Annotated in this window: 13 protein-coding genes and 2 pseudogenes; 4 read left to right on the forward strand and 11 right to left on the reverse strand. The window is 71.1% G+C overall.

What is annotated here, in order from left to right; genetic code table 11:
- The 5 genes and pseudogenes from AB0M36_RS32165 to AB0M36_RS32185 form a co-directional block, all read right to left on the reverse strand.
- On the reverse strand, window positions 1-222 hold a 222-nt coding region (locus AB0M36_RS32165), incomplete at its 3' end, for a transposase (RefSeq protein WP_364165596.1).
- A 442-nt stretch (window positions 223-664) separates the two neighbouring features.
- Window positions 665-778: pseudogene (locus tag AB0M36_RS32170) on the reverse strand (IS5/IS1182 family transposase); the annotation flags it as partial.
- Window positions 773-865: pseudogene (locus AB0M36_RS32175) on the reverse strand (transposase family protein); the annotation flags it as partial. The pseudogenes AB0M36_RS32175 and AB0M36_RS32170, both read right to left, overlap by 6 nt.
- A 70-nt stretch (window positions 866-935) precedes the next feature.
- The gene (locus tag AB0M36_RS32180) at window positions 936-1,778 is read right to left on the reverse strand and encodes a DUF4253 domain-containing protein (RefSeq protein WP_364165599.1); all 843 of its coding nucleotides are present in this window, start codon (window positions 1,776-1,778) and stop codon (window positions 936-938) included.
- A 283-nt stretch (window positions 1,779-2,061) separates the two neighbouring features.
- On the reverse strand, window positions 2,062-2,670 hold the full coding sequence (locus tag AB0M36_RS32185; protein ID WP_364165303.1) for a DM13 domain-containing protein: 609 nt from the start codon (window positions 2,668-2,670) through the stop codon (window positions 2,062-2,064).
- A 185-nt stretch (window positions 2,671-2,855) separates the two neighbouring features.
- On the opposite strand from AB0M36_RS32185, the gene AB0M36_RS32190 reads away from it, so the two are divergent.
- The gene (locus AB0M36_RS32190; RefSeq protein ID WP_364165305.1) at window positions 2,856-3,980 is read left to right on the forward strand and encodes a hypothetical protein; all 1,125 of its coding nucleotides are present in this window, start codon (window positions 2,856-2,858) and stop codon (window positions 3,978-3,980) included.
- A gap of 10 nt (window positions 3,981-3,990) precedes the next feature.
- Here the strand turns inward: AB0M36_RS32190 and AB0M36_RS32195 are convergent, their stop codons facing one another.
- Window positions 3,991-6,843 carry an AAA family ATPase gene (locus tag AB0M36_RS32195; RefSeq protein ID WP_364165308.1) on the reverse strand — a complete coding sequence of 951 codons (2,853 nt, stop codon included), beginning with the start codon at window positions 6,841-6,843 and terminating at the stop codon, window positions 3,991-3,993.
- A 214-nt stretch (window positions 6,844-7,057) separates the two neighbouring features.
- Between AB0M36_RS32195 and AB0M36_RS32200 the strand changes: the two genes are divergently transcribed.
- Window positions 7,058-8,776 (forward strand): RICIN domain-containing protein, encoded by a 1,719-nt coding sequence (locus AB0M36_RS32200; RefSeq protein WP_364165311.1) that lies wholly within the window; start codon window positions 7,058-7,060, stop codon window positions 8,774-8,776.
- 142 nt (window positions 8,777-8,918) lie between these two features.
- Here AB0M36_RS32200 and AB0M36_RS32205 read toward each other — a convergent pair whose 3' ends face one another.
- From AB0M36_RS32205 to ctaD, 4 genes are all read right to left on the reverse strand, one after another.
- Window positions 8,919-11,225, reverse strand: coding sequence for a glycosyl hydrolase (locus AB0M36_RS32205; RefSeq protein WP_364165314.1), 2,307 nt, complete (start codon window positions 11,223-11,225; stop codon window positions 8,919-8,921).
- Complete coding sequence (locus tag AB0M36_RS32210) at window positions 11,222-12,031, reverse strand: HlyD family efflux transporter periplasmic adaptor subunit (RefSeq protein ID WP_364165317.1); 810 nt, start codon at window positions 12,029-12,031, stop codon at window positions 11,222-11,224. The genes AB0M36_RS32205 and AB0M36_RS32210 overlap by 4 nt, the downstream gene beginning before the upstream one ends.
- 44 nt (window positions 12,032-12,075) lie before the next feature.
- On the reverse strand, window positions 12,076-13,659 hold the full coding sequence (locus AB0M36_RS32215) for a glycosyltransferase family 2 protein (protein ID WP_364165319.1): 1,584 nt from the start codon (window positions 13,657-13,659) through the stop codon (window positions 12,076-12,078).
- Window positions 13,660-14,062: 403 nt separating this feature from the next.
- A complete protein-coding gene (gene ctaD, locus AB0M36_RS32220; RefSeq protein ID WP_364165322.1) occupies window positions 14,063-15,814 on the reverse strand; it encodes a cytochrome c oxidase subunit I in 1,752 nt (583 codons plus the stop codon).
- Between the two features lie 324 nt (window positions 15,815-16,138).
- Between ctaD and AB0M36_RS32225 the strand changes: the two genes are divergently transcribed.
- Window positions 16,139-20,092: a HAMP domain-containing protein gene (locus AB0M36_RS32225; protein ID WP_364165324.1), complete on the forward strand. Its 3,954-nt coding sequence runs from the start codon at window positions 16,139-16,141 to the stop codon at window positions 20,090-20,092.
- A 15-nt stretch (window positions 20,093-20,107) separates the two neighbouring features.
- Here AB0M36_RS32225 and AB0M36_RS32230 read toward each other — a convergent pair whose 3' ends face one another.
- The gene (locus AB0M36_RS32230; protein ID WP_364165326.1) at window positions 20,108-21,073 is read right to left on the reverse strand and encodes an NAD(P)/FAD-dependent oxidoreductase; all 966 of its coding nucleotides are present in this window, start codon (window positions 21,071-21,073) and stop codon (window positions 20,108-20,110) included.
- 94 nt (window positions 21,074-21,167) lie between these two features.
- On the opposite strand from AB0M36_RS32230, the gene AB0M36_RS32235 reads away from it, so the two are divergent.
- Window positions 21,168-22,784 carry a methyl-accepting chemotaxis protein gene (locus AB0M36_RS32235; protein WP_364165328.1) on the forward strand — a complete coding sequence of 539 codons (1,617 nt, stop codon included), beginning with the start codon at window positions 21,168-21,170 and terminating at the stop codon, window positions 22,782-22,784.
- The last annotated feature ends 215 nt before the right edge of the window (window positions 22,785-22,999 follow it).

Here is a 22,999-nt window from a genome sequence, read left to right on the forward strand (position 1 = left end):
GTAGTCGTACACCGTCTTCGCCGGTGGGAAATCGTGCGGCAGGTACTCCCAGGCGATCCCGGTCCGTGTGACGTAGAGAATCGCGTTCACGATCTCCCGCAGATCGTGAACCGGCGGGTTGATCCCGAGTCCTGGCCGAGAGGCTCGCCACCGCGTCAGGACCGGTTCGATCACCGCCCACCGCGCATCCGACAGGTCCGATCGATATGGACGTCGCTCCATCCTCATGCCCCGCCAACGAGTCAGCACGGCTGCCAACCGCCCACAAACGCGAATCAACCCGATCGAGGATCAGATGCCCTCTAAGCCGGAGGAGCTGTCACGCAACGTCACGCTCAACGGGTGTGATGCCGCTCGACAGACCGGTGTCACCGGAGCGACGCCTACTTGCTCAGGGGAACGGCGGGAGGTTTAGGAACCCTGGCGTGACGAGGGCGGGACCAGCGCGTGTACCTGAACCTCGGCCGCAAGGACTTTCGATGCCAGACCAGCTCTCGGATCGGCAGTGCGCTGCGTGTCGCGGCGGCAGCTTGCCCTGGTCACCGGCCAAGCGCATCGGCTGACCGACCACCGTGGGCAGAACGCTCACACGGGCCGAGGTTAAAACACAAGCTAAGCGATGTCTCGTAACTCTATGCGGCGTTGCCTTTGAGGGGTTTGTGGGTCAGCTGGCCAGAGCGATGTTGTGCAGGTGGGCGATCCCGGCAGCGGTGACGGCCAGGGTCCGGGCAGCGCGACGGTAGTCACGCAGGATCTTGTAGGTCTTGAGCCGGGCCAGTTGACGCATGGTCAGGTTGATACGCCAGTACACGGCCACCAGCAGCACCCGATTCGGCAGATCGAGTGCCCAGGGCCGGCCCGGACGGCATACCTGGCGAATTCTGGTTTGCGGGAAGGCGCTGCCGTACCCGGGCGGCCCCGGTGACGGTCGTCGGCTACGGCCGGTTGTGGATGTACCAAGCCTTACTTCTGGGCAGGGCGATAGCCAGCTGCCATCGGGCCATCTCGAGATGCGACGCCATCCCGAGAATCTGGCCGGCCACGGTCCAGGCATCTTCGCGTGACTGTGGCGGCCGTTCGACGACCAGCTGCAGGATGGTGTCCCAACTAGCCACGAGGTGCGCGCCCCAGCGTTCGTGCCACTGCCGTAAGGCCGCTGCCAAGCCATCGTCCGAGGTCATGTAGAAATCGGTCCAGAAGGGTGCCATCCATGGCAAGGCGGTGGGCAGCAGCATCAGTGCTACCCGGTCCGGGGCGTACCAGGATTCGATGTGGAGAACATTGCGGTCGTCGTTCTCCATCCGGTAGAGCAGTTCCGGATCGGACAGCACCCGCTGGTATGCCCACGGTTCCAGGACCCCGCTCGTCGCAGGTAGTCCAAACGTCCGAACCGCCTCCGCTGTCAGATCGACGGCATAACTTTGAGTAACCACGGCTACATATCCAGCGTCGATCAATTCCTCGTCGTCTTCACGCGTGAACTCCGGCCACGGATCGGTGGTCGACGCCGTTCGGTCGAGGTCGGCCAACTCCGACGCGGTCGGCGCAGCAGGGTCGGGTTGTGCTCGCAGCCGCTGCCACTCGGGCTCGAATTCATCGCTGACCAGGACTGGCCATCGGCCCGTGACCGGCACTTTCGCGCGCGCGGCGCGCCAAGCCGCTAGCGACTCGTCCGGCGGGACATTCTGCACCAAGATGGTTCCGCGGGGGCCGTGGCCGATCGGCAGGCCGGCCATTGGCGTTCCGGACAGCGCTACGGCCACCTCATCAGGCGTCATCACCAACCAATTGTGTGCGACACCTTAGCTGAACGTCACCGGATCCCGGTACGTGCCTTGTGTCCCGGTGGAATTGCGCCGGTCGCAGCCCGGTGAGCGGTGGATCGACTCGAGGTGGGAGGCTGAGAGCACCCGCACCCATCGATGATCACCCACGGTTCGAACCGGACCGCCACCGGGTCACGAGACATCGCTTAGAGGCGGCAACAAGCAACTCAAACGCGCTCCTCCCGGCATCACGGAACGCGTCAGAGCCCCGATCGCGCGGACGGAGGCGCCTGGGTTACTGCAGGGCAGCGGCTCCGAAGGAGACCGAGAAGCGGGCGCACCAGATGGTGATGCTGCGGTAGGCGTCCGGGTCGGCGTCGGCCGGCAGGCGGTAGACCTGGTCGCCGCGGTTTCCTTTCAGGCGTCCCAGTTCGAGGTGGCGGCCGTCGTCGAAGACGCGCCAGGCGGGCACTCCGGTGTTCACCTTCTGATCGGTGAGCCAGACTCGCAGGTCGGGGCCGTCCGAGGTGTCGAGGCCGACCAGCTCCAGTTGGTGGCCGCCGTCGCTGGTGCGGACGAGGCGGGCGGTGCCGGTGGTCTCGTGCTCGTGGGTGACGAAGCTGCCCTGACGGACGATCACGGGACCGGCGGGTGGGGCCGCGGGCGGTGCGGTGGTGCCCTGGGGCTTGCCCTTCGACATGCCGGTCATCGGGGACGCCGTGCCGGTGCCCGGCGCCGACAGGGTCGGGCCGGTGGTGGGTGCCGCGGCGGAGAGTTGGTCCATCACGGTCGTGGTCGTCCAGAGCCGCCAGGGCTGGAAGAGGGAGAGGCCGACCGCGCCGCCCACGGCGAAGAGGACGATCGCCACCCAGGTCACGGGTCTGGTGAGAAGTCGTCGGATCATGAGATTGAGTAAACCCGGGCGGTCGGTCGGCGGGAAGGGGTGGGCTGCTTACCAACTTCTTACGGTTCCTGGCACCGAGAAACCGCAAACCCAGCGGGCGGCAATGGTGAGAAGTAGGTATGTCCGCGGAGGACGTCCGGCGGAACACTGCTGTGGTCCCGTCACCGGTTCGAAGGAGCGCCCTCATGCACCCCCGTTCACCGTCCTCCTGGGCGCGGCGCCTGGCCGGCGTCCTGGCCGTGGCGGCAGTCGCCGCCGCGACCGTGCTGACGCCCACGGCCGCGTGGGCCGCCGGTCCCGGTCCCTACGGTGCCGGGTTCGTCTGGCTCGACACCCCGGACGCCTCGATGTGCATCGCGCCGGCGGAGCGCCAGTGGAACTCGTCGTCGCCCTGGCAGCCCGTCAACGAGGTCTGCGGCGAGGACGTCGGGCTCTACTCCGTCTACCTGCCGGGCCAGGCAGCCCGGGCGGGCAGCGTCCAGGTGACCGCGTACGGCTCCGACGCCGCCTACTGCAAGATCCAGAGCTGGGCGCCCAGCGGGACCAGCCAGCGGGTGCTCGTCAGGTGCCTGGACCACCACGGCGCGCCCACCGACAGCCAGTTCACCCTTTCCTACACCAACCGCGCGGGTACGGGCGGCAGCCCGATGGCGTACGTCTTCGCCAACCAGCCCACCACCGCCTCCTACACGCCGCCGGCGAACTACCAGTACAACTCCACCGGCGCCACCAACACGATCACCCGGTCGGCGACCGAGGTCGGCGTCTACACCGTCAACGCGCCGGGGATCGGCACGGCGGGCGGGCACGTGCAGGTGACCGCGTACGGCACCGGCAGGGAGTGGTGCACGGCCTGGAACTGGCTCGCGTCCGGGACGGCCGAGCGCGTTCAGGTGCGCTGCTACAGCGCCACCGGAGCCCCGGCGGACTCCCGCTTCACGATGAGCTTCGTCAAGAACGGCAACATTCTGGGTACGGGCGTGTGCTGCAACTCCGACGGGCACCCCACGTCGTACCTGTTCGCGAGCAACCCCACCGCGGCCTCCTACGAGCCGGTCGCGGCGTACCGGTTCCTGTCGGGCACGAGCCGGATCACCCGGCTCGCCGCCGGCCGCTACCAGGTGAACTACGGCTGGGCAGCCGCGCCCGGCGCGGTGAACGTGACCACCGTCGGCGGGGGCGGGGCCCGCTGCAAGGTCGAGTCGTACGTTTCCGCGGAGGTCGCGACCGTGGCCTGCCACACCACCGGCGGTGCGCCGGTCGACGCGACGTTCCTGCTGCACCACGTGGGTCCGTTCGTGGTCGGCTGACCGGCGGAGATCAGCCTCCGGCGTCCGGCAGCAGGCCGAGCGTCCGGGCCCGCAGCACGGTGGCCAGGCGGTCGCCGGTGCCGAGCTTGCGATACAGCGCGGCGAGATGCTTGTGGACCGTGCCGGTGCTGATGCCGAGTCGCCGACCGATGGAAGCGGCGGTCAGCGACTCGGCGAGCAGCGCCAGGACGTCCATTTCCCGGGGGGTGAGCCGGCGGATCCCAGGATCCGCCGGCTCTGCCGGGTCCGCGGGGTCGAGGGGGATCCCGGTGATCCTGAACAGCCACTGCGGCCGGGCGCCACACCGGGCGAACTCGCTCTGCGCGGCCTTGATCTCGCGGCCGGCGCGGGCCGGGCTCACCGTGTCCCGGTACGCGGCGGCGAGGTAGAGCCGGGCCCGGGCGACGCCGAGATGGTCCCCGGCACGGGCGAACAGCGCCGCCGCGCGTCCCGCGTGGCCGGCCGCGGCCCGGGGATCGGTGGAAAGGACGGCGTGGGTCTGTGCCATCGCGACCATCCCGGCGTGCCGGGGATAGGCGGGTCCGACGCTCAGCCGGGCCGCGCCGGCGGCCAGTTCGCTCGCGAGGCGGCGGTCGCCGGTGGCGGCGGCCGCGGCGCACAGCACCTCGAACCATCGGGGCCGCCACAGGGGCCGGACGGCGCGCAGGTCCGCACCCTCGCCGGCGGTAAGCATGAGGTCGAGGCAGCCCTCCGGATCACCGGCGGCGTACCGGGCCCAGCCGAGCATCCCGTCCGCCGAGGCGGACTGCCAGTCGCGGTGGCCGGGGCCGAGGGACTCCGCCTCCGTGCCGGCGGCCAGCGCGCCGTCGAGGTCGCCGGTCCAGACCAGGCCCCAGCAGCGGTAGCCCTGGACCCGGGCCCGCCCGTCCGGGCCGCCGGTCAGCGTCACGGACTCCAGCGCGTCGTCGAGCAGCGGCAGGGCCTCGCGCAGGTCGCCGGTGCAGCAGTGCACGACGCCCTCGATCGTCTGCAACGAGCCGATGAGGTGGCTCTGGCCGGTGGCCCGGGCGACCCGCAGCGCCCGGCGCAGGTGCCGCCGGGCCTGTGCGTAGCGCTCCAGGTAGAGCTCGCCCCAGCCGAGGAACAGCGCGGCGTCGAGGCGTTCGGCCAGCTCGTGGTCGGGCATGGCGTCGACCATGGCGGTCGCCTCGTCGAGCCGGACGGCGGCGTTCTCCTGGCCGGGTCCCGCCGCGTGGCTCACCGCCACGCCGACCCCGAGCGAGGCGGCGAGCAGGGGGCGGTTGCCGGTGAGCCGGGCGGTGTCGATGGCGTCCGCGACCTCCTTCTCCCCGGCCGTACCCGTCATCAGGGTCGTCAGCGCGAGGGCGACCCGCAGCGTCCCGGCGGCCATGCCGCGGGGGTCCGACAGGGCGTCCAGTTCGCGGACCACCAGGGCGTGAGCCTCCTCGTGGTCGCCGAGCAGGTGCTGGAGCGCGCACAGGAAGCTGACCACCCGGGCCCGGGGTTCGCTGCCGGGCGGGAGCATGCCGAGGAGCTCGTTCAGCAGCGACCGGGCCTCGGTGAGCTGACCGGTGATGCCGAGGGCCTCGGCGCGCAGGTGCAGGAGCTCCATCCGGGTCGGAATGGTCGCGTCCTGCCGGGGGAGCAGGGACAGGGCCGCCCGCAGCCAGTGTGCGGCCGCCGCCGGGGTGACCCGCAGCGCCTCCGCCGCCGCGGCTCGCAGCAGTTCCACCGCGGCCAGGTCGCCGAGGGTGGCGGAGGCGTGCACGTGCACGGCCTGGTCGGCGAGGGGTGCCTTCCGGCGCCGAAGTTCCGCCGCGGCGCGGGCGTGCGCCGCGACCCGCCAGCCCGGGCCGGCGTCGTGGTACGCGGCGCTGCGCAGCAACGGGTGTCGGAAGTGGACCGCGCCGCCGAAACCGGCCGGGCGCAGCAGATCCCGGGTGGTGAGGTCGTCCAGCGCGGCGAGGACGGTCCTCAGCGGCAGTTCCGCCACGGCGGCGAGCAGGCCGGGGTCGGTGGTGTCCCCGGTGACGGCGGCCGCGTGCAGCACCTGGCGGCGTACGGTGTCGAGCGTCGCGAACTCGCCGGCCATCGCCGACGCGACGTCGGGCGGCGGCGCGGTGCCGTCCGTCGCGGCGCCCCGGGCGAGCAGCTCCAGATGGAACGGGTTGCCGGCGCTGGCGTCGTACAGTTTGCGGCGCCAGCGCGGACCGGCCTCCGCCGGGAGCAGCGGCGCGGCCTCCGCGAACGACAGCGGCCCGACGGTGACGACGGTGGCCAGCCCGCGCTGCACCGCGGCCGACATGGCGTGCGAGAGCATTGCCGGCACCTGCCGCGGTCGGTACGCCAGCGCCAGCAGCACGCCGCCGCGCGGAGGATGGCGCAGCAGGTGGTCGAGCAGCTCCACCGAGCCGGTGTCGCTCCAATGCAGGTCGTCGAGGACCAGAACGAGTCCGTGGCCGGCGGCGATGCCCTCGAGCAGGGCGCGCACCGCCCGGTGCACCCGGTAACGCTCGGAGGCCAGCAGCGCGGGCTCGCCGGTCTCGGTCTCGGGGGTCAGGTCCGGGAACACGGTACGCAGCAGCTGGAGGTCGGCGGCGGCGGGCGCGGGCGACAACCCGGCCGCCCGGGCGTCGACGTGGTCGGCCAGCGCGTTCCTGATCGTGCCGAAGGGCACCTCGCGTTCGAACTCGGCCGCCCGCCCGGCGAGGACCGGGCAGCCCCGACGTCGGGCCTCGGCGGCGAGTTCGCCGAGCAACCGCGTCTTGCCGATGCCGGGATCCCCGCAGATCCCGATCACCACGGCGCCGTCGGCCCGCCGGTCCAGTGCCTCGCGCAGCACTGCCAGTTCCGAGGCCCGCCCGGCCAACGAGTCCCGCACGCGTCCCCTCTCGCCGAGCCGCCAGCCGAGATCCTATACATCGACGAGTGCCGGTCCCCGCGGCGGAGGGTGTGACCGGGCGCACGACGAATCCGCCGGGGTGGAGGCAACCTTTCGCGGGCGCGGCGCCACTGAACGGACGTATTCGCTCGGACGGCTGGAAGGAAGCTTGGTGCCGCACTCTCGCAAACGTTGGACCCTGTCATTGGCCCTGGTGGGAGGGATCGCCGTCGCCGCTGGACTCGTCATCGCCGCGTTGCCGTCGGACGCCGGCACGGCACCGCTGCCGGCGGCGGGCACCACGTACACCCTGCGGGTCGAGCGCAGTGACCTCTGCCTGGACGTCACCGACGGCAGCCGCGTCCGCGGCGCCCGGTTGCAGCAGTGGGGTTGCGCTCCGGCCGCGGGATGGCAGCAGTTTCACGCCGTCGCCGCCGAGCGGGGCCTGTTGGCTCTGCGCAATGTGGGTAGCGGGCTCTGCGTCGCCGCGCCGGACGGTTCGACCACCAGCGGCAGGCAGGTCGTGCAGGAGTCCTGTGACGGGGAGCGGACCAACCAGCTGTGGAGCCTCAAGCGGGCCCGTAGGGGCACCATCCAGGTGGTCAACGCCAACAGCGGGCTGTGCCTGAGCGATCTGGGAGCCAGCACCACGCCGGGTGCCGCTGTCATCCAGGAGACCTGCACCAACAACTCGAACAAACGGTGGACATTCACCGCCGTCACGGCCGCTCCGGCTGCTCCGTCCGCATCGCCCGGAACGCCGCGGCCGACCGCGACGGCGCCGACCGCGACGGCGCCGACCGCCACGGCGCCGGCCGCCACGGCGCCGCCGTCCGGCCGTACGGTCACGGGCGTGACCTCGGCCGACCTCGTCGTGGCGCCGGGCGGCAGCGACGGTGACCCGGGCACCCTGGCCCGGCCTCTGGCGACGCTCGCCAAGGCGGTCTCGGTCGTCCGGCCAGGACAGGTCATCGCCCTGCGGGGTGGCGTCTACCGGCCCACCGCCACCGTGCGGATCACCACGAGCGGGACGGCGAGCGCGCGCATCACGCTGAGCAACTACGCCTCGGAGCGGCCGGTGCTGGACCTCGGCGCGGTGCCGGCTACACAGTGGGGGGTCGACCAGCGCGCCGACCACTGGACCGTCCAGGGTCTGGAGATCAGGAACGCCCGCAATCATCCGTACGTGTGCAGCTCGTGCCGGCAGAACGTGTTCCGCCGGCTGAACTCGCACGACAACCAGTCCAGCGGCTTCACGCTCCGAGGCGAGAACACGATCGGCAACCAGATCCTGGACAGCGACTTCCACCACAACCACGACGACGCGACGAGGGGTCAGAACGCCGACGGCATCGACGTGAAGTTCGGCTCCGGCGTCGGCAACGTCGTCAAGGGGGTCCGCCTGTACGCCAACGCCGACGACGGCATCGACCTGTGGTCGTTCACCAGTCCGGTCACCATCGACGGCACCTGGGCGTACGGCAACGGAGTGAACCGGTGGGGCATCCGCGGCTGGGAGGGCAACGGCAACGGTTTCAAGCTCGGCGGCGGCCGTCCCGTCCCGCCGGTCGCGCACGTCGTCACCGACAGCAAGGCGTGGGACAACACCGCCAACGGCTACACGGAGAACTCCAACGCCGGGCGGCTGCGCCTGCAGCGCAACACCGCGTTCCGCAACGGCGGCGCCGGATTCTTCTTCCGCGACTCGGCCGCCGCGCTGACCGGCAATCTCGACCTGGCCAACGGTGACGGACCGGTGATCGGCGACCGGGTGGACGAGACCCGCAACTCCTGGAACGGCGGCGGTAGGACGGTCGTCTCCGGCACGGATCCGGCGGTGGCTCAGGGCGCCCGCCGCCCCGACGGCTCGCTGCCGGCCACCGCCTTCCTCACCGACGTGCGCCGCGCCTACGGAGCCCGAGCGACCGGGTAACGACCGGTTCGGGTGCGCCGGGTCTACGGCGCTCGAGCGACCGGGTAACGACCGGTTCGGGTGCGCCGGGTCTACGGCGCTCGAGCGACCGGGTAACGACCGGTTCGGGTGCGGCGGGTCGGGAGGCCCGCCGCACCCGTTGTCACGGCAGCCGGACGATGCTCTGCCCGGGATCGACGACGACGGTCGCGACGATCTCGCCGTCGCGGCGGAACGTCACCGTCCGGCGCGCCGCCGTCGGGTTGACGGCCAGCAGGCGCGGCTGCCCGGCGGTGCCGAAGGCCAGCCCGTACGGGCCGTCGGCCACCACCGCGGGTTGCGGGGGACCGTACGCCGTCAGCATCTCCACCCAGTAGCGCACCATGGCGCGGCTCGTGCTCTCCTCCCGGGGCAGCCGTGCGGTGAGCCGGCGTCGGGCCGCCGCGGGATCCGCGACCGCGAGGTCGGCCGCGAACAGGTCTCCCCAGATGCGGGGATCGCCGCCCACGTCCCGGCCGAGTTCGCGGGCGCGGGCCGCCGCCGGCTTCGGGTCGCCGCGATACAGCGAACCGAAGGTGAGCGGCAGCAGCTGGATGCCCAGCACGGATTCGGGCCGCGGATCGAACCACGTCGCGTAGTCGATCTTGGCGTCCCAGACGATCCCGGCGCCGGTGTGCGCGTACCCGGCCGGGCGTTCCCCGGTCTCGCCGAGCCAGTAGCGGCGGGCGGTCGCGGCCTCGAGCGCGTAGTGCGTGACGCCGTACGTGGTGAGCTGCTCGTTGCCGGAGACGATGCCCCAGCGGGTAACAGCCTCCCAGGCGGCGACCGCCTCGCTCGACGACTCCTGGTTGTTGCCATCGGCGAAGGGCGCGAACCCGGACGCCGCGGAGTGACCGAGGTAGGCGTTGAACGCGCGGAACGCCGGGAAGCCGTCCGCGCCGGGGCCGGACAGGGTGCCGCTGTAGTCGCGGGCGACCAGGGCGACGGCGCCGCCGTAGTCCCGCAGGAACGCGGGGTCGGCCTCGGCCAGCACCGCGGCGGCGCGGACGAGGTACGCGTACTGGAAGTGGTGATCGTTGTAGTCGCCGCTGCCGAACTCCGTGGGTACGGCGATGAGTCCGCCCCACACCCGGTCGTAGGCGAAGTACCGCACGTCGCCGGGGCCCCGGTAGGTGAGCCAGTCCACGAGCGAGACCCGCAGGCGTTTCAGGGCCGCTTCCTGGGGGCCCCGCGCGCCGATCCCCTTGGCCACCTCCGCCACCGCTGCCAGCCGGCCCAGCTCCTTCAGTCCGAAGTAGCTGCCGCCCTTCGCGGTGGCGGGGTCGTCGGCGAGGTCCTTGGTCAGGTCGGCGAGCACGGCCGCGCGGGCCGTCCGCGTCAACGCGATCGCGGGCGCCTCGGTGACCAGGCCCGGCATCGGCACCCGGACGCGGATGCCGGTGGCCCGCGCCACCGACAGCGATCCGCGCGAGTCGGTGTAGGCACCCGCCAGCTGCTCCACGTCACCACCGGGCACCAGTCCCGCCTGGTGGTGCGGCAGCAGCGCCCACACGCCCGGCCGGCCGGTGCGCCGCTCGGCCCGCAGCGTCTGCGTGACCGTGCCGGCGGTGCCGTCGTACGCCAGGTTGGAGGTCGTCCGGATCACCGGATCCCCGGCGGCGTCCGCCAGGGCCCGCGTCCACCGGTCGCCGTCCACCTTCTCGGGCACCCGGGCCACCACGATCGCGGTCCGGTCGGGCCGGTCGACGGTGAGCCGGTTCCCGTCCTGGCGCCAGCCCGCGCCGTCCTCGGCCCGCACATCCCAGCGTTGGCCCGCGACGGTGAGCTGGGCCAGCGACCCGTCACCGCCGACGCGACCGATCGGCCCGCTCGCGGTCAGTGACGGTGTCGCGTTCTCGAACTCGACGTACAGCACCGGGCTGCCCTGCACCACGGTGATGTCCATGGCGCCGCCTCCGCGGAGGTCGGCGCGCAGCACGACGTGGAAAGCGCCGTACCCGGTGACCTCTACCGCGGAGATCGGGCCGCCGGCGCTGAGCGCCGGCTGGAACGGGGTCACCACCGCGTTCGGCGACGCGACCGGCGTGGCGGAGCTGATTCCCAGCCCGGCGTCGGTGTTCCCGATCGCCAGGGGACGGGCCCAGAGCGGCTGCTTCAAGGGGCCGGTCAGCGCCGAGGTCCACCACTGGTTCGTGGGCAGCGCCTGCCCGGTCAGCGGCTGACCGGCCTGCACCGGCCCGGTCCGGGGGCGCGATTCCGGCGCCGCGGCGTCGGCCAGGACGGCCTTGCCGCCCGGATCCGGGCGCCCCAGCGGGGTCGTGGCGGCGCCTTCGGTCAGTGCCCCGTACGCGGGCGGCGCCGGCTCGCGGATCGTCGCGCCCGGGTCGTCCCGGGTCCAGCACCCCGCGGCGAGCGACAGCGCGGTGACGGCACATGCGGCGGTCATGATCCGCCGGAGGCGGGCGCTCATCCGGCGCCGTTCACCGCGGGCGTCCGGCCGACCGCGGTCTCGGTGTCGATGCCGGCGGTGAAGCGCAGACCGGGTACGAGCGTGCTCACCCGGTCGATGGCGTCCGTGCGGGGCACCAGCACGACGGTGAGCTGTTCGTGCGCCACCCGCTGATCCTCGGAGAGCGGGGCGTCGGAGAGGGGGTCGGGACCCACCCGGGCCTCGACGTGATCGACGACGGCCGGCACCGGACGGGCGAGGCCCGGGCCGTCGATGCGCGCGCTCATCCCGAGGCGTAGCTCGCGCAGCTGCTCCACGGTGGCCTTGGCGTGGAAGCTCAGCCGGGTGTGGTCGTACAGAGTGACCACGGGTTCTCCGGCGCCCACCACGCCGCCGGCGGCGACGTCGATCTCGGACACCGTGCCGGGCGACGGCGCCCGCAGCGCCTCGACCGTCGGCTGCTCGCCGGAGGCCCGGTCGCCGGCGAGCCGGACGCGGGCGAGCTCCTGACCCGCGGCGACCCGGGTCTGGCCGGTCACCAGGATTTCGGTGACCACCCCGGCGCCGGTGGCGCCGACCGGGAGCGCGTCCGCGCTCAGGACGGCGTCGTCGAGGGTGATGGTGGCACTCTCGGCGAGCCGGTGGGTCGCCACATAGGTGCCGCCGACGGCCGCGCCGCCCAGCAGCAGGACGGTGACGAGGAACGTCCGGACGGCGGGCATCCGGGACCGGGCGGGGTCCCGGTTCGGTCCGGGCGGAACGGGCCGGGTCGGCCCGGCCGGTTTCGGGGAGTCGGGGAGTCGGGGGTGCTCGACCACAGTGGTCATGACGGTGATCCCTTGAACGATGGAACAGAGCATGGGCGGGTGGTTCAGCGGGCCGGCGCGGCGACGGTCGCGGACGCGGGTTCCGCGTCGCGTCCGGCGGGGAGGGTGTCCGGCTCGTCGGCGCCGCGACCGGCGACCGACTCGACGACGATGCGTCCGAGGATCAGCACGATCATGGTGGCCCAGGCGACGGAGAGCCAGGTGGGTGCCGGGTCGGCCATGACGACGAGACCGACGACGATGCCGACCACGTTGAGGACGACCAGGGCGAGCTGCGGCATCACGACCCAGAGCGACCGGCCGCCGGATCCGGCCTGGTTCGTGGCCTTCCACGTCGCCCGGGTACGCCGCAGCGTCGCCCAGAACGCCCGGGCGTGCACCGGCACGGCGCCGATGCTGGTGACGATCGCGGAGCCCTTGAAGCCGCCGGACTGCAACCAGGTGACGACCAGGACCATCACCTGAAACGGCACGTAGTGCGTGGCCCAGGTGACCCCGTCGGCCCGGATCGGGCTCAGCGCGAACAGCAGGTACAGCGCCGGCAGCAGCATGAAGGTGAGCATCGCCAGGGACAGCAGGTAGTGCGTGCCGACGAACAGGTACTGCAGCCGCTGGTCGATCGTGAGGCCGGTGCCGCGCCGGAACAGCCCGCCACGAAGGACGACTTCGAATCCACCGCAGGCCCAGCGGAACTGCTGTTTCAGATACGACGTCACGTCCGCCGGCGCGAGCCCCCGGGCCAGCACCTGCGGGACGTAGATGGATTTCCAGCCCCGCCGGTGCAGCTCCAGCGAGGTCCAGATGTCCTCGGAGTTGCTGCCGGTGGCGATGCCACCGATCTCGTCCAGCGCGGCCCGCCGGAACATGACGTTGGTCCCGACGCAGAACGCGGCGTTGAAGTGGTTCTTCCCCGGGCACACCAGCTCGTAGAAGATGCGTTGGGCCTCCGAGGTGCCGGTGGAGACGAGATTCGCCTGGTTGGTGTACGACTGCGGCGACTGCACGAACGCCACGTCCGGGTCCTCGAAGTGCGCCACGATCTCCAGCAGGAAGTTCGGCTCCGGCACGTGGTCGGCGTCGAGGATCACCACGAATTCCCCGGTCGTGCGGGCGAGCGCGGCGTTGACGTTGCCGGCCTTCGCGTGCAGCCCGCCATCGCGGCGCAGATAGCCGACCTTCTCGTCGGCGCAGATGTCGCGCAGGACATCGCTGTCGCCGTCGTCGAGCACCCACGTGGTGTGCGCCAGCGTCATGTCGCGGGCCGCGCGCAGGGTGGTGTGGACCAGGTCGGGCGCTTCCCCGTACGCCGTGATGAAGACGTCGATGGAGGGCACGTCGCCGCCGGCGCGCAGCCGGTTGCGGCGCACGGTGACGCCGACGGGCTCGTCACGGTTGTCGTGGGCGAGGATGGTCCACCACGTGCCGATGGCGTGGATGGCCGTCAGGCCCTCGGCGAGCAGCATCGCGCCCCACAGCCAGATGGGTCCGCGATACTGCGGGTCCAGCAGGAACGTCTGGTAGAAGAGGGTCGCGAGCAGCGCACCCAGGATGGCGACCCGGGTGGACCGCTGCAGCGGCCGCCAGGCGCGCCGGGTTGCGGCGCGCGACTGCGGATCGGCGATCGGCATGGTCGCTCCCTTGCAGGGATATTCGACAGGTGTTTCGCTGTCGAAAAGAATTGCAAATCACGGCGGCCGTCGTCGTTGTCGGACCGATGCCGCTGCCCGCCGGAGATCGGCGGGGCGGCACCGGAAAAACGGTAGGGGTAGACCGTGGTCATTGGCAAATGTGCCGTCCACAATGCGGATATGGCCATTGACGTGCTGGCGAAACGTCGCTGTATCCGCTCGTAAACCCGTTGTTCATCGCATTCCTGCGGCGTCACGACGGCGTGCGGCAGTCCGTGCGCAGGTCAGGCTTAAGTGGCCGGGGATTTCGGCGGCGCGGGGTATCGTGACGACCCTCACAAACATTTATGAATGGTACGCCCTCAGGCCCGCACGCATGTGCGCCAACTGAAATCCAGCCGGCTCAATGCTCGTCGGACCGGTCCTCGGAGTACCGTGCGCCACTGTCCGACTCGCTGCTGAGCGGACGGGCGCCGCCCTCCGGCGGTCCGGCGGCCGACTGCTTCCCGGCGGCCAGCTCGGGGTACTTGGCGTCGAACGCCGGACGCTCCGAGCGGATCCGCGGCATGCGGTCGAAGTTGCGCAGCGGGGGCGGGCAGGAGGTCGCCCACTCCAGGGAGTTTCCGTGCCCCCAGGGGTCGTCCACGGTGACGAGCTGGCCGACCTTGTAGGATTTCCAGACGTTGTAGAGGAACGGCAGCGTCGAGGCGCCGAGCACGAACGAGCCGATCGTGGAGATCATGTTCAGCGTGGTGAAACCGTCGTCCACCTGGTAATCGGCGTACCGGCGCGGCATGCCCTCGGCGCCGAGCCAGTGCTGCACCAGGAACGTGGTGTGGAAGCCCACGAACGTCAGCCAGAAGTGGACCTTGCCGAGCCGGTCGTCGAGCATCCGGCCGAACATCTTCGGGAACCAGAAGTAGACGCCGGAGAACACCGCGAACACGATCGTGCCGAACAGCACGTAGTGGAAGTGCGCGACGACGAAGTAGCTGTCGTGGACGTGGAAGTCGATCGGCGGCGAGGCCAGCAGCACCCCGGTGAGCCCGCCCAACAGGAACGTGACCATGAAGCCGAGCGCGAACAGCATCGGCGTCTCGAAACTGATCTGCCCGCGCCACATGGTGCCGATCCACACGAAGAACTTCATGCCGGTCGGGACCGCGATCAGGAAACTCAGGAAGCTGAAGAACGGCAGCAGCACCTGGCCGGTGGCGAACATGTGGTGCGCCCACACGCTGAACGACAGCATGGCGATCAGCAGGGTGGCGCTGACCAGGCCCTTGTAGCCGAACAGCGGCTTGCGGCTGAAGACCGGGATGACCTCGGTGATGATGCCGAAGAACGGCAGCGCCACCACGTAGACCTCGGGGTGGCCGAAGAACCAGAAGAGGTGCTGCCACAGCATCGGGCCGTTGGTCTCCGCCGCGAAGACCTGCGCGTCCAGGATGCGGTCGGCGGCGAGCGCGAACAGCGTCGCGGCAAGGAACGGGAAGATGGCGATCACCAGGACGCTGGTCACCAGGATGTTCCACGTCATGATCGGCATTCGGAACATGGTCATGCCCGGCGCACGCAGCGTCAGGATCGTCGTGATCATGTTGACGCCACCGAGGATGGTGCCCAGGCCGGACAGCGCCAGGCCGACCACCCACATGTTCCCGCCCAGCCCCGGCGAGTTGGTCGCGTCGCTCAACGGGACGTAACCGGTCCAGCCGAAGTCGGCGGCGCCGGTCGGCGTGAGGAAGGCGCCGACCGCGATGATCCCACCGAACAAGTACAGCCAGTACGCGAACGCGTTGAGCCGGGGGAACGCCACGTCGGGCGCGCCGATCTGGATCGGCACCACGAAGTTCGCGAACGCGAACACGATCGGGGTCGCGAAGAACAGCAGCATGATCGTGCCGTGCATCGTGAACATCTGGTTGTACTGCTCGGGCGACAGCAGCTGCATGCCCGGCCGGGCGAGCTCCGCGCGCATCAGCATGGCCATCAGGCCGCCGACCATGAAGAACGCGAAGGACGTGACCATGTACATGATCCCGATCTGCTTCGCGTCGGTGGTCCGCAGCGTACGGGCCAGAGCGGAGCCCCGGATTCCTCGGCGCACGGGCCAGGGGTGTGCGACGACCGGTTTCGGCGTGACGGCGGTCATGGCGTCCTCCGGGGGCGGCGGAAGGCTCTGCGGCCGCCCCTGACGCTACGCCGATGCCCCCGCGCGCGCACCAGGCAACATCGACGGCGGTGATCGCCGTCCGTTTCCGACCGTTGTCCCTTGAGCCGGCCGGCGCGGCCCGGTGGACGTGGCCACCGGCCGGGGCCGAGGGGCCCAATCGGGTACTGACCGTGATCTGACACCACTAACGGGGGGCGATCCACAACCGCTGTCCGACGTCCTGATCTTCATCCGGTGCATACTGGCGGCCGGTCGTCGCGTCATCCCCGGGGATGCGACGAAGGGGCGAAGGGTTCGAATACGGTGAGTGACTACACAACCGTCCGGCAGCGTCAGGCGCCGGGCGGTGCTGTCGCCGACCCCGACCTGCGCCGTTTGCTGGAGGGGCTGACCGCCGTGCGCGACGGCGATTTCCGTACCCGGCTGCCGCAGGACGGCGACGGACTGCTGGCGGAGATCGCCACCGTCTTCAACGGCATGGTCGACCAGTTGTCCCTGTTCACCTCCGAGGTGACCCGGGTGGCCCGCGAGGTCGGCACCGAGGGGCAGCTCGGCGGGCAGGCGGAGGTGCCCGGGGTGTCGGGCACCTGGAAGGACCTGACCGATTCCGTCAACGCGATGGCGGGCAACCTCACCGACCAGGTCCGCGACATCGCCCAGGTCGCGACGGCGGTGGCCACCGGCGACCTGTCGCAGAAGATCACCGTCGACGTCCGCGGCGAGATCCTCGAGCTGAAGAACACGATCAACACGATGGTGGATCAGCTGTCGTCGTTCGCCGACGAGGTGACCCGGGTCGCCCGCGAGGTCGGCAGCGAGGGCCGGCTCGGCGGGCAGGCGCAGGTCAGCGGGGTGGCGGGCACCTGGCGCGACCTGACCGACTCGGTGAACTTCATGGCCGGCAACCTCACCAACCAGGTGCGCAACATCGCGCAGGTGACCACGGCGGTGGCGCGCGGCGACCTGTCGCAGAAGATCACCGTCGATGCCCGGGGTGAGATCCTCGAGCTCAAGAGCACCATCAACACGATGGTGGATCAGCTGTCGTCGTTCGCCGACGAGGTGACCCGGGTCGCCCGCGAGGTCGGCACGGACGGGCGGCTGGGCGGACAGGCCCAGGTCAGCGGGGTGGCGGGCACCTGGCGCGACCTGACCGACTCGGTCAACTCCATGGCCGGCAACCTCACCGGCCAGGTCCGCAGCATCGCCCAGGTCGCGACGGCGGTGGCCCGCGGCGACCTGTCGCAGAAGATCACGGTGGCTGCCCGGGGTGAGATCCTCGAGCTGAAGAACACGATCAACACGATGGTGGATCAGCTGTCGTCGTTCGCCGACGAGGTGACCCGGGTCGCCCGCGAGGTCGGCACCGAGGGCCAGCTCGGCGGCCAGGCCCGGGTGCCCAACGTGGCCGGCACCTGGAAGGACCTGACGGACAACGTCAACTCGATGGCCAACAACCTCACCGGCCAGGTCCGCAACATCGCCCAGGTCACGACCGCGGTGGCGCAGGGCGATCTCACCAGGAAGATCGACGTCGACGCGCGGGGCGAGATCCTCGAGCTCAAGACGACCATCAACACGATGGTCGACCAGCTCTCCAGCTTCGCCGCAGAGGTCACCCGCGTGGCGCGCGAGGTCGGCAGCGAGGGCCGGCTCGGCGGCCAGGCCGAGGTCGAGGGCGTCTCCGGCACGTGGAAGCGGCTGACCGAGAACGTCAACGAGCTGGCCGGCAACCTCACCCGCCAGGTGCGGGCGATCGCCGAGGTGACCAGCGCCGTGGCCACCGGTGACCTGACGCGTTCGATCACCGTGGACGCCTCGGGCGAGGTGGCCGAGCTCAAGGACAACATCAACTTCATGGTGCAGTCCCTGCGCGAGACCACCCGGGCCAACCAGGAACAGGACTGGCTGAAGACCAACCTGGCCCGCATCTCCAGCCTGATGCAGGGCCACCGCGACCTCGAGGTCGTGGCCACCCTGGTGATGAACGAGCTCGCCCCGCTGGTCAACGCGCAGCTCGGCACCTTCCTGCTGGTGGACGAGAGCACCGGGGGCGCGGAGCTGCGGGTGGTCGGCTGCTACGGCCACCAGGGCACGGGACGGCGGTTCGCGCTCGGCGAGTCGCTGGTCGGGCAGGCGGCGGTCGCCAAGCGGTGCATCGTCGTCAACGACGTACCCGGCGGCTACTTCACGGTCTCGTCCAGCCTCGGCTCCGCCGTACCGTTGCAGCTCGTGGTGTTGCCCATCGTCGTCGAGGACCAGGTGCTCGGCGTCATCGAGCTGGCCTCCATGGCCGCGTTCACCGACGTGCACCGCGACTTCCTGGACCAGTTGATGGAGACCATCGGCGTCAACGTCAACACGATCGTGGCGAACGCCCGCACCGACGTGCTGCTCACCGAGTCGCAGCGACTGGCCGCCGAGCTGCGGGCCCGCTCGGAGGAGCTGCAGGCCCGCTCGGAGGAGCTCCAGCGCTCCAACGCCGAGCTGGAGGACAAGGCCACGCTGCTGGCCCGGCAGAACCACGACATCGAGACAAAGAATTCCGAGATCGAGCAGGCGCGCCAGGAGCTCGAGGCGCGGGCACAACAGCTCGCGCTCGCCTCGAAGTACAAGTCGGAGTTCCTGGCGAACATGAGCCACGAGCTGCGTACCCCGCTGAACTCCCTGCTGATCCTGGCCCAGCTGCTGGCGCAGAACCCGACCCGCAACCTCACCGCCAAGCAGGTCGAGTACGCCGGCGTCATCCACTCCGCCGGCACCGACCTGCTGCAGCTCATCAACGACATCCTCGACCTGTCCAAGGTGGAGGCCGGCAAGATGGACGTCGCGCCGGAGGCGTTCAACCTGCGGGTCCTGGTGGACTACGTGGAGGCGACGTTCCGCCCGCTGACCACCGCGCGTGGCCTCGCCTTCGAGGTCTCCACGGGCGACGACGTGCCCACCGGCCTGTTCACCGACGAGCAGCGGCTGCGCCAGATCCTGCGCAACCTGCTGTCCAACGCGGTGAAGTTCACCGAAGAGGGCAGCGTCCGGCTGAGCATCGACCTGGCCCGGCCGGACGAGCTGTCGCCGCAGCTCGCCGCCTATGGCTCGGTGCTGGCGTTCCGGGTCGTCGACACCGGCATCGGCATCGCCGAGCAGCAGCTCAGCGCCATCTTCGACGCCTTCCAGCAGGCCGACGGCACCACCAGCCGCCGCTACGGCGGCACCGGCCTGGGCCTGTCGATCAGCCGGGAGATCGCCCACCTGCTCGGCGGCGAGATCAGCGCCGACAGCACCCTGGGCCAGGGCAGCACCTTCACGCTCTATCTCCCGGCGAGCCACGTGGGAGTCGCGGCGACCGCCCCGGCGGACGAGACACCGGCGGCCGGCCTCCTCGCCCGGCTGGGGGCGGGGGTCGGGGAGCGCACCCGCCGGCTGCTGGTCGTGGAGAGCCACCCGAACGGGTTGCTCACCCTGCTGGCGGAGGGCGCGGCGGCCGCCGTGGCGAGCACCCACGGGCCCGTACGGGTGTCCACCGCGGTGGATCCCGAAACCGCCATCGCCGACCTGCGGGGCGACGACTGCCACGCCGTGGTGCTGGACCTCGCCATGCCGGCGGACACCGGCTCCGCGTTCCTCAAGGCGTTGCACGAGGACTCCGCTCTGCGGCACGTGCCGGTGCTGGCGTACCAGGGGCAACGCCTGACCTCCGGCCAGGAGACCCTGCTCCAGGCGCTGTCACACACCCGGCCGCTGGAGCTGTTGCCCAGCCTCGACGAACTGCGCGAGCGGATCATCCTGCACCTCACCGTGGACCTCGCCGGGCACGTCGTGCCGCCGGCGGAGGTGGAGCCCACGGTCGCCGCCGCCGAGGAGATTCCCGCCAAGCTGGCCGGCCGCAAGGTGCTGGTCGTCGACGACGACGCGCGCAACGTCTTCGCCCTCACCAACATCCTCGAACTGCACGGCATGGACGTCCTCTACGCCGAGAACGGCCGCAAGGGCATCGAGATCCTCGCCCAGCAGAACGACGTCGACCTCATCCTGATGGACGTCATGATGCCGGAGATGGACGGCTACACCGCGACCGCCGCGATCCGGGCCATGCCCGAGTACGCCCGCCTGCCCATCATCGCGGTCACCGCCAAGGCCATGCAGGGGGACCGGGAGAAGAGCCTCAGCTCCGGTGCCAGCGACTACGTGACCAAGCCGGTCGACGCCGAGGACCTGCTCGCGTGCATCGACCGGTGGCTCGCCCACGACCCCGAGTGACGCGGGCGGCGGGGATCATCCCTGGTCGGAGGAGTGGCCGGGGAACAGGTGGGCCGACGGGTCGATGACCACCGCGGCGTTGTTGACCGCGGTGGCCGCCTCGCCGAAGCCGACGGCTATCAGCCGTACCTTTCCCGGGTATTCGCTGATGTCGCCGGCGGCGAAGACGCGCGGCAGGTTCGTCGCCATGGTCGAGTCGACCACGACGTGCCGGTGGTCGAGCCGCAGCCCCCATTCGGCGAGGGCGCCGAGGTCGGCGGTGAAGCCGAGCGCCGCGACGACGGTGTCCGCCGGCAGCGAGCGCGTCTCGCCGTCGGCCGCCACCTGAACGCCGGTGACCCGCCCGTCGCCGAGGATGCGCCGCACCTCGGCGTTGACGATGATCTCGGTGCCCTGCGCGCGGACCTGCGCGACGCTGCCCGCGTGCGCCCGGAACTTCTCGCGCCGGTGCACCAGGGTCACGGACCGGGCGATCGGATGCACTGCGGCCGCCCAGTCGAACGCCGAGTCGCCGCCGCCGACGATGACCACATCGTGCCCGGCGAGGTCGGCCAGGCGGGGTACGAAGTAGCGCAACCCCTCGCCGGTGAACTCCCGCGCCGCCGGCAACGGCCGCGGCGAGAAGCTGCCCATGCCGGCGGTCACGAGCACGGCGCCGCACTGCAGCCGCCCGCCGTCGGAGAGGCTGACGACCGGTAGGCCGCCCTCGTAGTCCAGTCCCAGAGCGCGCACGCCGAGGCGGTATTCCGGCTCGAACTGGGCGGCCTGCTTCACCAGGCCGGCCACCAGGTCCCGGCCCCGGATGGCCGGGAAGCCGGCCACGTCAAAGATCATCTTCTCCGGATAGAGGGCGGACACCTGCCCTCCCGCCTCCGGCAACGCGTCGATGAGCGTGACCGACAGGCCGCGGAAGCCCGCATAGTACGCCCCGAACAACCCCGTCGGGCCGGCACCGACGATCGCCACGTCCACCCGCTGCATGCCCTGACCGTACGGCGGCGGCGCCGCGCGGGGAAAGAGCCGGGGCGACCCCCCTCACACTCAGTCGCCCTTTCGCCCGGCCGAAGGGAGAAGTGTGCGAAAGCGTCTTCTCGACATGTCTGTCGGTGCCCGCCTCGGCGGCGCCTTCCTGATCGTTTGCGCCCTGCTCGTCACCGTCGCGGGCGTCGGCGCCTGGGGCGCGAACCGCCAGCGCCAGTTGCAGAAGGACCTGACCCAACTGCGAGGACTCGCCGAGCAGGTCCACGAGCTGCGCTACTACAACGCCGACATCAGCGGATGGCAGGGGTACATCTACTCCGAGGCGCTGGTCAACGGTGGCCCCGAGGCGATCAAGCCGGACGCCTACAACCGCGATGGACTTCTCACGTCCAAGGCCGCCGTCTACAAGCTGCTGCCGGAGGTGGGCCGGGCCCTGATGACCCCCACCGAGCAGGCCGAGTTCGACAAGCAGCGGGGGCTGTGGGACACCTACTTCAAGCACGACGACGAGATGGTCGCCCTCATCGCCAAGGACACGCCAGCATCGATGAAAGCGGCGTACGAGGTGCTCAACACACCCCTCGACACGGCGTGGAGCGCGCTGGACGAATCGACCGGAGTGCTGATCGAGTCGGTCGCCAAGCGGGTGAAGGCGCTGACCGCCGAGGTCGAACGGGTCGGCCGCCTGGTGATCATCATCGTACTGGTGGCAGGCGCGCTCGCCGTGGTCGCGGCGCTGCTGCTGAGCCGCCTGGTGACCCGCTCGGTGGTCCGACCACTGCGACGCAGCATCCGCGTCCTGGGGAAGGTCGGCGCCGGTGATCTCACCGTCACGACCGGGCTCACGAGCCGCGACGAGACCGGCCAGCTCGGGCAGGCGGTCGACGCCATGACCGCCGACCTGCGCGGCACCGTACGCACGCTGGCCGAGAACGCGGTCACGATGGCCGAGGCGTCGGAGCAGCTCTCCGCCACCAGCGGCCGCCTCGCCACCGGAGCCACGGCCACGGCCGCGGAGGCCGCCCGGGCCTCCAGCGCGGTGGAGCAGGTCTCCGACCACGTCGGCGGTGTCGCCGGAGGCGCGGTGGAGATGGACGCGGCGATCGCCGAGATCGCCCGCAGCGCGTCGGCCGCGGCCGAGGTCGGGGTCGAGGCGGTCAAGGCGGTGGAGGCCAGCTCGGCCACCGTCGCGGAGCTCGGCGTCTCCTCCGCCGAGATCGGCGACGTGGTCAAGGTGATCACCGCGATCGCCGAGCAGACCAACCTGCTCGCCCTCAACGCCACCATCGAGGCGGCCCGGGCGGGCGAGCTCGGCAAGGGCTTCGCGGTCGTCGCCGGCGAGGTCAAGGACCTCGCCCAGGAGACCGCCCGCGCCACCCAGGACATCATCGCCCGCGTGCAGGCCATCCAGGGTACGAGCGGGGCGGCGGTCCAGGCCATCAGCCGGATCCGCGAGGTGGTCAACGAGATCGACTCCTACCAGCAGACGATCTCGGCGGCGGTCGAGGAGCAGAGCGCCACCAGCCGCGAGATGAGCCGCGGCGTGACCGAGACGGTCAACGGCGCCACCGAGATCGCCGCTGCCGTCCGCGGGGTGGCGGACGCGGCGCAGACCACGGACGCCGGCGTCGATCAGGCCCGTGCGGCCGCGTCGGAGCTGGCCGCCATGTCCGGCGGACTGCGCGACCTGGTCGGGCGGTTCCGCTACTGACGCTTGACCTATCCATGAACCTCGATTAAACCGTGGGGTGACGGTCAGCCGAGTCATGGAGGACACAGTGGTCCAGGAAAGTCCGCGTCGCAGTCTCACCTCGCTGGGCCGAGTGCTCGCGACGATGGTCATACTCGGCTCCGGCCTGGCCGGCGCGACACCAGCCGCCGCGAGCGGCGTCTCCGGTGCGACACCAGTCGCCGTGGGCGGTGTCT

The organism is Actinoplanes sp. NPDC051346, assembly GCF_040682215.1.
Classification (GTDB): Bacteria; Actinomycetota; Actinomycetes; order Mycobacteriales; family Micromonosporaceae; genus Actinoplanes.